Consider the following 14,815-nt stretch of genomic DNA (forward strand, 5'->3'; position numbering starts at 1 on the left):
TTCAAGGCTATTCTGCTATCCGCCAAAATACAGGTTGCAGTAGCTGATGGGGCCAACGCAGCCGGGCGTGTTGAACTGGATCTCGCGTCCGGTATTGACGCCGCCCGTGTAATCGACCCGCTTCCACGTCCTTGCACGATCGCTTTTGGCTGGCGCGGTGGCGGGCGGAGGCGTACTGGCTTGCGAAACCGGAGCCCTGTTTGTTCCTTGAATTGTTTGTTCCTGTGCGACGGCGGATGACGTGATGCACACAAACATCATCATGGCGAATGCAGCTGGTTTTTGACGATACAACATCTTCATCGTTCTCTCCTATCAAGATATCGTCTACACAACGATAGCTTCACTTTATTGCTTGAGCGCTGAGAATTGAACGACGGGCGCGTGAAAAAACTCTTCTGCCGTAGGCAAAAATGCTGCGATGGTCTTCATGCCCGGCTTCCTAAATATTTATACGAAGCCTAAATTATATGAATGGAATCGAATATTTATGGAAATTTGCGTGCTGGTATGGCGGGATTCGCATTTTGCGACGAAGGTAGTTCCCCGACACCCACAGAGCTAGTCATTTTCAATATATGCGACCAGATTATGTTTTATCAGTCGCTTGCCGCGGCGAAACAATGCACGCCCATCCTCGGCGCCGACCGTGGAACTCCGTCCTCATCCAGGATGAAGCCTCTGGAATTGCCATGATCGATCGTCGCAGATTTTCTTTCATTGCGTAAAGAGTGGCTGGTGCAAGTGCCGCGTCGGCGCCAGGTTGTCACGGCTAATAATTTTTCTACTGTGCCTGTCATTACCGGTGTCGACCAACGACTCAATCAGGTCATCGTCGTCTTTTCCCCCACGCAAGGTTACGAGTTGCCCTTTAAGCGCGATCGCTTGAGAGACAACGTCTGCGTGGAAATACGACTAAAGCCTGGCGGATGCTTGCGGTATGAGAGATGAAATCCGCGCGCTCCTGAGGCACCTTCTTAACGATATCAACATGCGAGGATGGACCGTGAAAGCATTCGGCAACATGAAAGTAGTCACCCAGCTTATGTGGGGATTCGGAGCGGTGTTGTCGATGCTGATCGGCGTCGGTGTGCTCGGACTCTCGGGTATCTATACAGAAAACGACCATGTCGAATCGCTGCGTGATAACTGGATTTCCAGCATTGAAGCTAGTGGAGAGATGCGTGCAGCATTGAAGGAAGTGGTTCTCAAGGAATTTCGCGAAGTAGTGGCGCGAACGCCGGAAGACGCAGAACTGGCCGATGAGGAAGTTGGCCACGCGCTGGATGCGTATCGGAAGGCTGCGGGCGAGTACGAAACGGATCTGCACGAGACCGCGGAGCAAACGGCCTACTCCCATATTCAGGCGTTGATGTCAAAGTATCTCGAACTCGACCAACGGATTCGCACATCGGTGAAGAGCGGACATCCGAACGAGGCGGCTACCCTTCTCAGTGGCGAAGGAAGCTCATTACGCGGTGACATCGAAAAGCAATTGGACATCATCCGGGATGTGAATCTGCAAGGCGCGAGCGACGAAGGCGACGTAGCCAATCTCGCCTATCTGCGCGCGAAGCACCTGCTCATATTCGTCACGGCCACGGCAGTCGTCGCGGGCTTACTGGTAACCATGCTGATCACGCTTACGCTCGTGCGCAAGTTGGGCGGTGAGCCCTCAAAAGCGGCTAGTCTGGCAGCGAAAATCGCTTCAGGCGATTTACTGGTTCCGGTCATAATCAAAAAAGGGGATACGAGCAGCCTGATGCACTCCATGGCGTTCATGAAAGATCAGCTCGCGCAGATAGTGGTTGGCATCAAGTCGACGAGCGATTCCATCGCGATCGCTGCCAGCGAAATCGCGCAAGGTAATGCGGACCTGTCCCAGCGCACCGAGGAGCAGGCTGCGTCGCTTGAGCAGACTGCCTCGAGCATGGACCAGCTGACCGGTGCGGTACGACAGAATGCAGATAGCGCGCGTGAGGCAACTCAGCTTGCGCATTCAGTCGCCGGCACGGCAGCAAGAGGTGAAGAAGCCGTCGGACGGGTCGTCGATACCATGCGCGAGATATCGGAGAGTTCGACAAAAGTGTCGGAGATCATTTCCGTCATAGAAAGCATCGCGTTTCAGACGAACATCCTCGCGCTGAACGCAGCGGTCGAAGCTGCCCGCGCTGGCGAAGAAGGTCGGGGGTTCGCGGTCGTGGCTTCGGAGGTAAGAAACCTCGCGCAACGTAGCGCGACGGCCGCAGGCGAGATCAAGGAACTCATCGTCGAGTCCGAAGGGCGCGTGGAACAGGGATCGAAGCTGGTCGAAGAAGCAGGCGGTACGATCAGGCAGTTGGTATCTTCCGTTCGTCACGTCGCGAACATCATGCAGCAGATATCTTCTGCATCCGACGAGCAGACCGCCGGCATCGAACAGATCAATAAGGCGATTGCCCAGATGGACGATGTTACGCAGCAGAATGCCGCACTCGTCGAACAGGCTTCTGCAGCGGTTCACTCCATGGACGAACAGGCAAGGTCCCTGCACGAAGCAGTCGCAGTCTTCAAGATCGAGGCCACCGTTGAGTCGGATACGCACTGACTGCGCCATATAGTACTTATCCGGCGTATGAATTGTCGTGTTTGGCCGGCAGCATCGGTCTGCCTCATGTGGTCAAGATTGTTGAACATCCTTCAATCATTGAGTCCGCTGTTGAATGGGTTGAGGCGGCCGCTAAAGACTTGGGTGAAGTCGTCGTTAAACCTGGCTAGCGCTTAACACTATGGGAGTTCAGCATGCGCATTGCGGGTTCGGAATACTTCAAGACGATGGCTTTGGCTGAGAAGATTGACGCGCAGACAAATCAGTCTTCTTTAGGGAACACACCCACAAGTGATCCTCTGTTGGACTCGGGATCGAGTGACCCATTGCCAAGCGCAGGAGCTGGCAATCCCCTTCCCGGCATCAGCAATGTGAATCGCGGGCAGGCGGCAAAACATCCGGGCGATACACACCCGTCGTCCGGCAGACCAAAAGGCGACGAGCAGTCCCGGAATAACCAGGTCGGGTCGCCAATTGACTCGGCACGTTCCCCGCGCCGCGGTGGCCGAATTCATGAGATAGTGTAAAAGCCGTTCCGGCCACGACACGCATACCAGATGATGATGGATAGTCGGCCGTGCCTGGTTTAGGCCATACCCGCATACACCGGCGGCAATAGCATCAGTTGTTCGGACCGGCATTCTGCAACGTCTGATTTTGCAGTTCACAGTGGCCGAGCAACGCTGGTCTTTGAAGGCGCGGCGAGACACCGCCCGCTGCACAACCGGTGAGAGACGGCTTACCTGGCTGCCGCGGAGATATGGCTATTCTCGGTCGATGATGATCCGATGGAGAGCCCGTTATCGACGAACTGTTTCAGTTCCGCCACGCACGAGCCGCAGACCGTGCCGCAGCCGAGCTTCGCTTTCAGTTCGGGCACGCTCGCGCCAGACTGCACGTCCTCGGAGATCTGCAGCGGCAGCACCAAGGCGCCGCGGCGGCTCTTCACCTGCACGAGGTCGCCTTCCGCGAGACCGCGGCGCGCGGCATCGCCCGGATGCATCGTCAGTGCCGGTTCCGGTGCATGCGAAAACAGCCTTGCCACGCGGCCCGTGCGGCTCATGCCATGCCACTGGTCGCGCAGGCGTCCGGTCGTCAGACGGAACGGAAAGCGCGCGTTGACCTCGTCGGCCACCGGCAGATAGCGCGTTGCATGAAAGCGCGCGCGCCCGTCCGCGGTGGCGAAGCGTCCATCGGTGTAGCGGCGCGCATCGCCCGCTGCGTGGCCCGGCGGAAACGGCCATTGCTGCGGTCCCTGCGCGTCGAGCAATGCGTAGCTGATGCCGCCGATGTCGAGATCGCGGCCGGCCGTGAGCGCGCGATGTTCGTCGAATACCGCTTCGGTGGTCTCGAAGCCGAACAGGTGCGGCTCGCGTTCGAGCTTGTGCGCGATACGGCGCGCGACTTCGTTCGCGATCCACCAGTCGGGCTTCGCCTCTCCGGCGGGCTCGACGGCGGCGCGCACGCGCGTGATGCGCCGCTCCGAATTCGTGACGGTCCCGGCTTTTTCGCCCCACGTCGCCGCGGGCAGCAGCACGTCCGCGTAGGGCACCGTGTCGGTTTGCATGAACGCGTCCTGCACGACGACGAATTCCGCCTGATCGAGCGCCTCGCGCACCTTCGCGATATCGGGCATCGAATGCACGGGGTTCGTGCACGCAATCCAGACCGCCTTGACCTTGCCGCTGCGCGCCGCTTCGAAGAGGTCGACGGGCGGGCAGTCCCGGCGTGTCCGACAGGCGCGTCGCATCGGCCAGCCCCCAGAGCCGCGCGATTTCTTCGCGATGCGCGGCGTTGCCGATATCGCGGTGCGCGGCGAGCATGGATCGGGCAGACCTTCGAGCGAATAGAGCAGCCGTTCGTAGAGCGCCTTGCGGTTCGCCGCATCCTCGACCACTTTCTGTTTCACGTAGTCGAGTCCGACGCGTGCGATGTAATGCACGGTGCGGTCGAGGTAATACGCTTCTTCGCGATAGAGCTGCAGGAACGCACCGGTGTATTCCTTCACCTCGTCCGGCGTCTTCACCTTGACGAGGAACTGCGCGACTTCGGTCCTGATGCCGCCGTTGCCGCCCACATACAGTTCCCAGCCGCTTTCGACCGCGATCACGCCGACGTCCTTGATGCCGGCTTCGGCGCAGTTGCGCCGCCGACGCCGAGGAACACGCCGAGCACGAGCAGCCGCGTGTAAGACGGCGCGCCCGGCATCAGCAGCAGCACGACCGACGGAACTGCCGACAGCAGCACGCCCATCAGGGCGATGCGTCGGCCATTGCACGCCTGGTACAGATTGCCGAGCGTCACGCGCAGGATCGCCGCGGCGAGCACCGGCACGGCGACCAGAAACCCCAGTTCGGCCGGAGACATCGCGATGTCTTTGTGAATGAACGGTGCGAGCGGCCCGAACATGACCCACACGGTGAAACCGGTATCGAAGTAGAAGAAGCACGCGAGCAGCGCGCGCCAGTTACCGCTCGCCAACGAACTGAACAGATTTTTCATAAATGTCTCTCTCGCATTTACGGTGCAGGTTTCATACCCCAGCCAGAAATCAGCGAGAACGAGCCAGCACACGATCTATTCCGTCTTATCGGGCAAAGGTATGTTTCCCGGTACTTGAGCAGTTCCGATAGGCGCTCGTTCATATAATCAGAATGAGGACTCCACCTGATTGACGCCAGCGTTCGACGGCCGGATATGTCGCCCGCGATTCATTGATAGCGTTCGTGTCAGCGAGCCCGGAAAGTAAAGTATCCAGAGTCGCGTCTGAGGCGATTTCCCGCTACTCCTTTGTGTTCCGTAACCCTCGTTTGACCGGGCAGCGGTCATCATCAAGGAAGAGAAGATGCTCTGGAAGACGATTGCAGTATGCGAGCAGCAACCTGAATGTTTGTCATCGCTGCAGCTTGTCCGTGACCGCCCGTATCGAGCATGAATCCGCTGTTGGCCGCCTCAGCAGAACGAGAGGGATGAACAGACTTTGTATCCGATCCACACCGCTATGCAGTCGGCGAATGTGTGAGCCATCGCGGCATCTCATATGGCCTTGTTGTCCCGGCTTACGATCACGCGAATGTGGAAGCGAATCGTCCGGTGCACAGGGAGACACTGCAAATACGGCCTTTTAAATGCCGCAATGGAGAAATTTATGCTTGGTCCCGAACATCGCACAATCGTCAAAGCCACCATTCCGCTGCTCGAGAGCGGCGGCGAGGCGCTCATCTCGCATTTCTACAGGACGATGCTCGCCGAGTATCCGGAAGTACGCCCGCTTTTCAATCAGGCCCATCAGGCTAATGGCGACCAGGCTCGCGCGCTTGCAAATGGCGTGCTGATGTACGCACGTCATATCGATCAGCTCGAACAGCTGGGCGGGCTCGTTTCGCAGATCGTCAACAAGCACGTGTCGCTGAATATCCTGCCTGAGCATTATCCGATCGTAGGCGCCTGTCTGCTGCGGGCGATCCGCGAAGTGCTCGGGCCGGAGATCGCAACCGATGCGGTCATCGAAGCCTGGGGCGCGGCCTACCAGCAGCTTGCCGATATCCTGATCGGCCTCGAGGAAAGCGCGTATGCGGCGAAGGAATCAGCGCAGGGCGGCTGGCGCGGCACGCGCAAATTCACGGTCGCGCGCAAGGTGCGCGAAAGCGACGAGATCACTTCGTTCTATCTGCGGCCCGCGGACGGTGGTGCGCTGCTCGACTTCAAGCCGGGACAGTTCATTGCGCTGCGGCTTGTGATCGACGGCGAGGAAGTGCGCCGCAACTATTCGCTGTCGGCGGCCGCGAACGGGCACGAGTATCGGATCAGCGTGAAGCGGGAGCCGAACGGGCGGGTGTCGAATTACCTGCATGATCGTGTGATCGAAGAAGACACGCTCGATGTGTTCACGCCGTCGGGCGACTTCACGCTCGAAGACAGCACGAAGCCGCTCGTGCTGATCAGCGGCGGCGTGGGCATCACGCCGACGCTTGCGATGCTGCGCGCTGCGCTGAAAGCGTCGCGACCCGTGCACTTCATTCACGCGGCGCGTCACGGCGGCGTGCACGCTTTCCGCCACTTTATCGACGATCTCGCCACGCGCAACCCGCAACTGAAGCGCTTCTATGTGTATGAAAAGCCGCGTGCGGAAGACAGCGCGCATGATGCGGAAGGCTTCCTCGACGAGGCGCGGCTGCGTGAATTCATGCCGGCTTCAAGCGACGTCGATGTGTATTTTCTCGGGCCTAAAGCGTTTATGAAGGCGATCAAAGGTCACCTTGAAGCGCTTGGCGTGCCAGCATCGCAAACCCGGTATGAGTTTTTTGGCCCATCCATTGCACTCGGTTGATCATACGTTCGCCAGCGAAGCGGAGCGTGGCCTGTCGGAGTATTTGGGAAGGCACCGACACGGCTACGATACCCATGACCTTTGCAAAAGCGCTCCGGGTGACCCTGTAATTGCCTGGCCGATTCACAAAGGGGATACGGAAAATGCGTCACAGACGCGTCCGACGCACGATACGATCTAGAACCGTGTCCGTAGGCCTACCGTCGTCACGACCTGATTTCCCGTCGACGAGGCACCACCTGAATTATTGATAAATGCGACGTACCCGTGACCTGAGACATGCTGGTACATTCCCTCGATATAGACGTCGGTACGTTTCGAGAATGCGTAAAGGGCCTGCACATTGATCTGATTCCATTTCGGTTCAGAGCCAAACGTGTTGCTTTGTGTCACGTGGCCGTCGGTATACACGTATGACGCGCCAAGCGTGATCGCGGGGGTCAACGCATACCTTCCGTTTAGTTCATAGTTGTCGAACCTGACCGTGCCGTTGTTCGATCCGAATGCCTTTGTACCCTGAAACTGGCTATGCGAATACACAAACCCCACCGTCGCCGGACCATAAACATAGTTTATGCCGGCGGTTGCGGTGCGCTGGACATCCGAGCCGAGAACGAAGCCTCCCGTACCATTCGAAGGCGACTCTCCCGTATCGATGGATCCGGCTGTGTTCGTCGTACTGTTCGACCCGTTGATCTGCAAATAACCGGCACCAACATTTAGCGATCCGTAATTATAGCTTCCTCCAAAGCTATATGCACGATTCAGGGCGAAGTCCTGATTGTTCGAGAAGGCGTAGAGTCCGCCGAACCTGAAACCATCGAGGTTTGGACTTGCATATTTGACCGCGTTGTTAATCCGGAACCCGTGGTTCAGGTTATCGTTGTCGAACGGGTGGGCGAAACCCGTGTCACCAAACGTTCCAGCAACGGCCGAGAGTGGCAGCACGAAGTCCGTATTGGAATCGTACTGACGGCCTAGAGTTACCGCACCCAACCGCTGGCTGCTCAGGCCGACGAATGCCTGCCGACCGAATAGCTTGCTGTCCTGGCCGAGTTTTCCGTTCTCGACGTTGAACCCGTTTTCGAGAACGAAGATTGCCTTAAGACCTCCACCCAGATCCTCCGCACCGCGGAGCCCGAAGCGGCTACCGTTGATCTCACCGCTTGTTGCCTGAAGCAATGATCCGTGCGCTGCCCCTTTTGCGACATTGTTTGTGTATATCAGCCCCGCGTCTATGATCCCGTATAGCGTGACGGAGCTTTGCGCGTGAGCCATCGACGACGTGACCGACAGAACCGCGGCGGTGGTAACTATCTTTCTGTACATCTCGTCTCCTTCGAAAGAGTCTGTTGATCGCGTTATCAAGTATTGAGGACTCTTACGATGCGAGTAACACCCAACGGGTAAAGAAACCTTTTCCGTTTTTCTGTGAATCGATGCGCGGCATACGGGATCGATCATCTGTGTCATGGATGACCAGACGGTCGTGACTTCGGCTGGCACTGACGCAGTCCCTCATTCTTGCCCCATTGCCGGCAATGCACTCGTTCGTTGAGCATCGGGAAACAACGACGTGTGCATCGTCGATATTGAAATCGCCGGCATGCGCACGTATCCCCTTCCCCATTGTTCACTCATTCATAAGTAATTCTTGGCAAATGAGCGATTGAACACGGAGAACGTGAGCGTGCATGCTTTAACGCAAGTATCTTGAACCATCGCTGACGATGTCAGGCACGACCTGTGACCTACCAGTCGAGGACGCGCTTTTCACGTGGCGGCGAACGCAGAGCTTCCCTGTCTCTGCAATTATGGAGTCTGCGGCATGGTTGGAATCGTTCGCATCGCGTTGAGGAGGCCCTATACGTTTATCGTGCTGGCCATCTTCATTCTTATCGTCGGCATCCTCTCGGCACTGAGGACACCGACCGACATCTTCCCGGACATCAATATCCCCGTGATCGCCGTGATCTGGCAATACACCGGATTGCCGCCCGATCAGATGGAGGGGCGCGTGATGGCTCCGTTCGAACGCGTGTTGACAACCACGGTCAACGACGTCCAGCACATCGAAGGCCGGTCCGTTTCCGGCTACGGGGTCGTCAAGATATTCTTTCAGAAGCATGCGGACATCCGCACGGCGAACGCTCAGGTCACTTCGATAGCCCAGTACATCCTCAAGCAATTACCGCCTGGTGCGACACCGCCGTTGATCGTGACTTATAGCGCGTCGACCGTGCCAATAGTCCAACTCGCACTTTCTGGCAAGGGGCTCACCGAGCAGAACCTCGGCGACCTCGGCCTCAACCAGTTGCGACCGATTCTGACCACGGTGGAGGGCGCGTCGCTACCCTATCCCTATGGCGGGAAAACGCGTCAAGTGCAAATCAACGTCAAGGCGGCCGAACTCGAAGCGCGAGGACTGTCCGCACAAGACGTCGCAAACGCGCTTGCGGCGCAAAATCTGATTACACCGGTCGGCACTGAGAAAGTCGGTGACTATGAATACATCGTGCAACTGAACAGCGCCCCATCGTCGATTGCCGCTATCGGGAACATCCCGATCAAAGCCGCCAACGGAACCGCGGTTTTCATGCATGACGTCGCCGATGTGACGGACGGCAGCCCGCCGCAGACAAACATCGTGCACGTCGATGGCAAGCGGTCGGTATTGCTGACGATCCTGAAGAACGGTTCGGTGTCCACGCTCGCCATCATCGCCGGGGTCAAGCAGAAAGTGGCTGATGCAAAGGCGTCGTTGCCGGACGCTCTTAAGGTCGATGTGATCGGCGATCAGTCGGTCTTCGTGCGCGCGGCGATATCCGGTGTCGCCCGCGAAGGGGTGATCGCCGCCGTGCTGACGAGCCTGATGATTCTGCTTTTCCTCGGCAGCTGGCGCTCAACGGTCATCATCGCGACTTCCATTCCGCTCGCCATTCTCGGATCAATCGCCGCGCTGTCGGCGCTCGGCGAAACGCTGAACATCATGACGCTTGGCGGACTGGCGCTCGCCGTTGGGATTCTCGTCGACGACGCCACAGTGACCATCGAAAACATCAACTGGCATCTCGAGCACGGCAAGGCGGTCGAAGACGCGATTCTTGATGGTGCCGCACAGATCGTCACGCCGGCGTTCGTGTCGCTGCTGTGTATCTGCATCGTATTCGTGCCGATGTTTTTTCTCGACGGCGTGGCCCGCTTCCTGTTCGTACCGATGGCGGAGGCAGTGATCTTTGCGATGGTGTCGTCCTTTGTTCTTTCGCGAACGCTCGTGCCTACGATGGCGAAGTATCTGCTCAAGCCCCACGCGCCCGGGCGCTTGCCAGGAAGCTCGCCGGAACACGCGCATTTGCCGCGCAAAACGTCGAACCCACTGGTTCGCTTCCAGCGCCGGTTCGAGGCCGGCTTCGAGCGCGTCCGCATGCATTACAGCGCGATGCTCGAACTGGTGCTCACATACCGCCGCGTCTTCGTACCGGGCTTCTTCGCGTTTGCCGCGCTGTCGCTTGCCCTGGTGCCGTTTCTTGGCCGCAACTTCTTCCCCGATGTCGACGCCGGCGAAATCCTCATGCACGTTCGCGCGCCGGTCGGCACGCGTGTCGAGAAGACAGCCGCAATCTTCGCTGCCGTGGAAAAACACGTTCAGGCGACCATCCCGCCAACCGAACTCGGCACGATGGTCGACAACATGGGTCTGTCGATTAGCGGCCTGAACACGGCCTACAACAACACCGGCACGATCGGCTCGCAGGACGGCGACATCCAGGTTTCGCTGAAGGAGGGGCACCGCCCCACGCGCGAATATGTGCGCAAGCTGCGTGAGACATTGCCAAAAGCGTTTCCCGGCGTCACGTTCTCGTTCCCACCGGCTGATATCGTCAGTCAGATCCTGAACTTTGGCGCACCGGCGCCGATCGATCTGCAGATTCGCGGCAGCCACTTACCGGCCGATTTCACGTATGCGAACCGGCTGCTCCGCCAGATCCGCCATGTGCCCGGCGTTGTCGACGCGCGCATCCAGCAATCGCAAAGCGATCCGCAATTCGACGTCGACGTGAACCGGAGCCAGGCGCTGTTGCAGGGCGTCACCGAACGCGACGTGACGAATAGCCTCGTCGTGCACATGGCGGGTTCGGGTCAGGTCGCCCCGACCTACTGGCTGAATGCGGCCAATGGCGTCGAGTATCCGATCGTGCTGCAAACGCCGCAGTACGGACTTGACACACTCCCCTCGCTTGCCGATCTGCCTGTCGGAGGCGGCCCGGCTGTGAGCGACGGGCAAATCCTCGGCGGCGTGGCAACGATTCGCCGCACCACCAGCGACGCCGTCGTCGACGACTACAACATCCAGCCGATGGTCGAGGTCTTCGCAACGACGCAAGGGCGCGATCTCGGTGCGGTGGCGTCCGATCTGCAGCGCATCGTTGCCGCCAATGCGCATGCGGTGCCCAAGGGCGCGCGAGTCGTCCTGCTTGGCCAGGTACAGACGATGAACAGCGCATTCAGCGGCCTGCTGTTCGGATTGGTCGGCGCAGTCGTGCTGATTTACCTGCTGATCGTCGTCAACTTCCAGTCGTGGTCGGATCCGCTCGTGATCATCACAGCGCTGCCGCTCGCGTTGGCGGGCATTGTGTGGATGCTGTACGCCACGCACACGCCGCTGTCGGTGCCCGCGTTGACCGGTGCGATCATGTGCATGGGCGTCGCCACGGCGAACTCGATTCTCGTCGTGAGTTTCTGCCGCGAACGGATCGCCGTGCACGGCGACGCGCTCAAAGCGGCGCTCGAAGCCGGCGCCACGCGTTTTCGCCCCGTATTGATGACAGCACTGTCGATGATGATCGGCATGGCGCCAATGGCATTGAGCCTCGGTGAAGGGGGCGAACAGAATGCGCCGCTCGGCCGCGCGGTAATCGGCGGACTGCTCTTCGCGACTACCGCGACGCTGTTCCTCGTTCCGGCCGTCTTTTGCATCGTGCATTCACGTAAGGGTCGCGATTCCGCGCTACCGACAATTTCCCGAGGTCCCTCCCATGTCTGATGAACTCACACCGCGTTCCGCGCCGCGGCGCATGCTCTCGCGCGCGGGAATGATCGGCGCTGCCGCCGCATTCGTCATTCTCGTCACAGGCACGGCGGTACGCGCCAGAAACAGTCGCGAACTCAAGGCCTGGACCGACATGCAGGCGATCCCAACCGTCACGGTTATCCGGCCAGCCCCGCCCGCGTCCGATGGTGCGCTGAATCTGCCGGGGCGGCTCGAGTCGTTTACCGATGCGCCGATCTATGCGCGTGTGAACGGCTACCTCAAATCGTGGCGCGTCGATATCGGTGACCGCGTGAAAGCCGGACAGGTGCTCGCGACCATCGACACGCCTGAACTCGATCAACAACTGATTCAGGCAAAAGCGGACCTCGCGAGCACACAGGCCGATGCCACGCTCGCAAAGACAAGCGCCGAACGCTGGCAGGCGCTGCTCGGCTCCGACGCGGTATCGCGTCAGGACGTGGACGACCGCACGCAGGACTACGCGCAAAAGAAAGCGCGCGTCGCGGCTGCGCGAGCGAATGTGGACAGGCTGATCGCGATGAAGACGTTCGCGACCATCGTGGCGCCGTTCGACGGCGTCGTCACCGCGCGCAACACGGATGTCGGCGCATTGATCGACGCGGGCAGCAGCAGTCACACGCAACTGTTCTCGGTATCGAGCGTGAGCCGGTTACGCGTCTATGTGCATGTGCCGCAATTTTATGCGCCGATGGTCAAACGTGGAGGCAGCGCGGACTTCACGGTTCCCGAATATCCGGGCCGGCATTTCACCGCGAATATTGTCGGTCTTGCCGACGCTGTCAATGCGTCATCGGGCACGACACTCGTGCAATTGCAAGTGGACAACGCGGCGCACCTGCTGCTGCCGGGTAGCTTCGTGACGCTGCATTTCGCATTGCCGGCGCCCGGTGGTGCGATGCAGATACCCGCCAGCGCGCTGATCTTCGACGAGCATGGCTTGCGTGTAGCAACCGTCGACAGCCGCGACGAAGTCAGATTCAAACCGGTGGCGATCGAGCAGGATCTGGGAAAAGCCGTAGAAATCGGCTCTGGGCTTAGCGGCAGCGACCGCGTGATCGATACGCCGCCCGATGGTCTCAGCGATGGCGATCGCGTACATATCGCGCGTAAGCGCGTCGAGGCGGCGAGTCATGGCTAGGTTACGGGCAGTTGCGTTCCTTGCGGGCTTCGCCGCTCTGAGTGGCTGTTCGCTCGCCCCGCATTATCAGGTTCCGGATGTGCCGGTCGCCGCGCGCTATCAATCGTCGACGTCATGGACGGTCGCAGCGCCCGCCGACCGGCTCGATCGCTCGGGGTGGTGGAAACTGTATCGCGAACCTCGGCTCGACGAACTCGAAGCGCAATTGATTGCCCACAACCACGATCTGCGCGCCGCGTACTACCACTATGTCCAATCGCAGGCATTCGTCAGGCAGGCAAGTTCGCAGTTCTATCCACAAGTTTCGGCGGGCGGCGAAGCTCAACGCGAGCGCGAGTCGGACACCCGGCCGTTGCGCAACGCGACGGCACCGACTGACTTCAACGCCGCGACGCTCGGCGCCGAAGTCGATTACGAGGTCGACCTGTGGGGGCGCGTGCGGGACTCCGTCGCTGCCAGCAAGGAAGAAAGCGAGGCCGAGAAGGACGATCTCGCGTCGATACAATTAAGCCTCGAGGTCGAACTGGCGCGCACCTGGCTCGACTTGCGCGGCGACGATCAGCAGATCAAACTGCTCGAAGACACAATCGACGCGTATCGAAAGGCGCTCGACCTGACGCGCAAGCGGCACGACGGCGGCGTGGCATCGGCGCTGGACGTTGCACGCGCAAGCACGCAGCTGTCGTTCGTTCGGTCCGATCTCACGCAGGTCCAGGCCAAACGCGCGCTGCTCGAGCATGCGATCGCTGTGCTGGTCGGCGCCTCGGCATCGGACTTCGCCCTTGCGCCGGGGGTTGGGCCGGTACCGCTGCCCGCAATTCCGGCAGGAGTGCCCGCCGAGTTGCTGCAACGCAGGCCCGATGTCGCAGCGGCCGAGCGCCGGGTAGCGGCGGCTAATTCGAAGATCGGCGTGGCGCGCTCGGCTTACTTCCCGTCGCTCACACTCAGCGCGCAGGGCGGCTTTCAAAGTTCGGTCTACTCGGATCTGCTCGGTTTGCCGAGCTCGTACTGGGCACTCGGCCCCGCGCTCGCGGTCTATCTGTTCGACGGCGGCAAGCGGCGAGCGCAAGTCCAATCCGCCGAAGCGGCGACGGCCGAGGCGGGCGAACGTTACCGCAGCGTGGTCCTCGCGTCCTTCAGGCAGGTGGAAGATGATCTGACATTGCTTGCGCAACTTGGCATAGCGACGACCGAGCAACAACAGGCCGTGGACGCGGCCGACCTGTCGGTCGATCTCGCGCTGTCGCGCTATCGTCGGGGTGCGGTCAGCTATCTTGAAGTAGTCGATGCGCAAACCGCCGCGCTCGCGGCTAAACGCGGCGAAATAGAAATCAGGACCCGGCAGCTCGATGCGAACGTCGACCTCGTCCGTGCGCTCGGCGGCGGCTGGCGCGTCGACGACGTCGACTCCGTCAAGACTACGCCGATGGCATCGGCGCCGTAATGCGATAAAGCTCAGTTCGTCGACTGCTCCACGCCAGGACAAGAACGTCGCACGACAACATTTCACTCGCGCTTGCGTCGGCCTTCGCGGGCAGCATGAATATTTTCGTAACAATATGAAGGCCATCCGTCAGACTCATGGCGACATCCCTGCTTCGCGCGCCGAACTGATATAGCATGATGCGCTCCAGATAAGAGCAGATTTTTGCGCAGCCGGAAGCCGTTTTTCGAAAGGTGCATCGA

Annotated in this window: 8 protein-coding genes and 2 pseudogenes; 5 read left to right on the forward strand and 5 right to left on the reverse strand. The window is 59.6% G+C overall.

Going from position 1 to position 14,815, the window contains the following annotated elements:
• Positions 1–15 precede the first annotated feature (15 nt).
• Positions 16–303 carry a hypothetical protein gene (locus BTO02_RS34550; protein ID WP_156884022.1) on the reverse strand — a complete coding sequence of 96 codons (288 nt, stop codon included), beginning with the start codon at positions 301–303 and terminating at the stop codon, positions 16–18.
• Positions 304–940: 637 nt separating this feature from the next.
• On the opposite strand from BTO02_RS34550, the gene BTO02_RS29360 reads away from it, so the two are divergent.
• Positions 941–2,587: a methyl-accepting chemotaxis protein gene (locus BTO02_RS29360; protein ID WP_083615436.1), complete on the forward strand. Its 1,647-nt coding sequence runs from the start codon at positions 941–943 to the stop codon at positions 2,585–2,587.
• A gap of 739 nt (positions 2,588–3,326) precedes the next feature.
• Here the strand turns inward: BTO02_RS29360 and BTO02_RS29365 are convergent.
• From BTO02_RS29365 to BTO02_RS29370, 3 genes and pseudogenes are all read right to left on the reverse strand, one after another.
• On the reverse strand, positions 3,327–4,337 hold the full coding sequence (locus tag BTO02_RS29365) for a nitrate reductase (RefSeq protein ID WP_442953513.1): 1,011 nt from the start codon (positions 4,335–4,337) through the stop codon (positions 3,327–3,329).
• Positions 4,338–4,409: 72 nt separating this feature from the next.
• Positions 4,410–4,733: pseudogene (locus tag BTO02_RS35710) on the reverse strand (nitrite reductase large subunit); the annotation flags it as partial.
• A pseudogene (locus BTO02_RS29370) lies at positions 4,727–5,089 on the reverse strand (MFS transporter); the annotation flags it as partial. The pseudogenes BTO02_RS29370 and BTO02_RS35710, both read right to left, overlap by 7 nt.
• A 646-nt stretch (positions 5,090–5,735) precedes the next feature.
• Between BTO02_RS29370 and hmpA the strand changes: the two are divergent.
• Complete coding sequence (hmpA, locus tag BTO02_RS29375) at positions 5,736–6,917, forward strand: NO-inducible flavohemoprotein (RefSeq protein ID WP_075161499.1); 1,182 nt, start codon at positions 5,736–5,738, stop codon at positions 6,915–6,917.
• 177 nt (positions 6,918–7,094) lie between these two features.
• Here the strand turns inward: hmpA and BTO02_RS29380 are convergent, their stop codons facing one another.
• Positions 7,095–8,246, reverse strand: coding sequence for a porin (locus tag BTO02_RS29380; protein WP_075160563.1), 1,152 nt, complete (start codon positions 8,244–8,246; stop codon positions 7,095–7,097).
• A gap of 499 nt (positions 8,247–8,745) precedes the next feature.
• Between BTO02_RS29380 and BTO02_RS29385 the strand changes: the two genes are divergently transcribed.
• Genes BTO02_RS29385 through BTO02_RS29395 form a run of 3 tightly spaced genes read left to right on the forward strand, consistent with a single transcriptional unit; the run spans position 8,746 to position 14,573 of the window.
• Positions 8,746–11,961, forward strand: coding sequence for an efflux RND transporter permease subunit (locus tag BTO02_RS29385; RefSeq protein ID WP_075160564.1), 3,216 nt, complete (start codon positions 8,746–8,748; stop codon positions 11,959–11,961).
• Positions 11,954–13,129 carry an efflux RND transporter periplasmic adaptor subunit gene (locus BTO02_RS29390; protein WP_075160565.1) on the forward strand — a complete coding sequence of 392 codons (1,176 nt, stop codon included), beginning with the start codon at positions 11,954–11,956 and terminating at the stop codon, positions 13,127–13,129. Before BTO02_RS29385 ends, BTO02_RS29390 begins: the two co-directional genes overlap by 8 nt.
• Complete coding sequence (locus BTO02_RS29395; RefSeq protein ID WP_075160566.1) at positions 13,122–14,573, forward strand: efflux transporter outer membrane subunit; 1,452 nt, start codon at positions 13,122–13,124, stop codon at positions 14,571–14,573. Before BTO02_RS29390 ends, BTO02_RS29395 begins: the two co-directional genes overlap by 8 nt.
• Positions 14,574–14,815: the final 242 nt, after the last annotated feature.

The sequence above is a fragment of the Paraburkholderia sp. SOS3 genome (genome assembly GCF_001922345.1).
GTDB lineage: Bacteria > Pseudomonadota > Gammaproteobacteria > Burkholderiales > Burkholderiaceae > Paraburkholderia.

Excerpts from the sequence above, each read along its gene's own strand:
- BTO02_RS34550 (WP_156884022.1), bottom strand. The coding sequence starts at position 303 with ATGAAGATGTTGTATCGTCAAAAACCAGCTGCATTCGCCATGATGATG.
- BTO02_RS29360 (WP_083615436.1), top strand. The coding sequence starts at position 941 with ATGAGAGATGAAATCCGCGCGCTCCTGAGGCACCTTCTTAACGATATC.
- BTO02_RS29365 (WP_442953513.1), bottom strand. The coding sequence starts at position 4,337 with ATGCGACGCGCCTGTCGGACACGCCGGGACTGCCCGCCCGTCGACCTC.
- hmpA (WP_075161499.1), top strand. The coding sequence starts at position 5,736 with ATGCTTGGTCCCGAACATCGCACAATCGTCAAAGCCACCATTCCGCTG.
- BTO02_RS29380 (WP_075160563.1), bottom strand. The coding sequence starts at position 8,246 with ATGTACAGAAAGATAGTTACCACCGCCGCGGTTCTGTCGGTCACGTCG.
- BTO02_RS29385 (WP_075160564.1), top strand. The coding sequence starts at position 8,746 with ATGGTTGGAATCGTTCGCATCGCGTTGAGGAGGCCCTATACGTTTATC.
- BTO02_RS29390 (WP_075160565.1), top strand. The coding sequence starts at position 11,954 with ATGTCTGATGAACTCACACCGCGTTCCGCGCCGCGGCGCATGCTCTCG.
- BTO02_RS29395 (WP_075160566.1), top strand. The coding sequence starts at position 13,122 with ATGGCTAGGTTACGGGCAGTTGCGTTCCTTGCGGGCTTCGCCGCTCTG.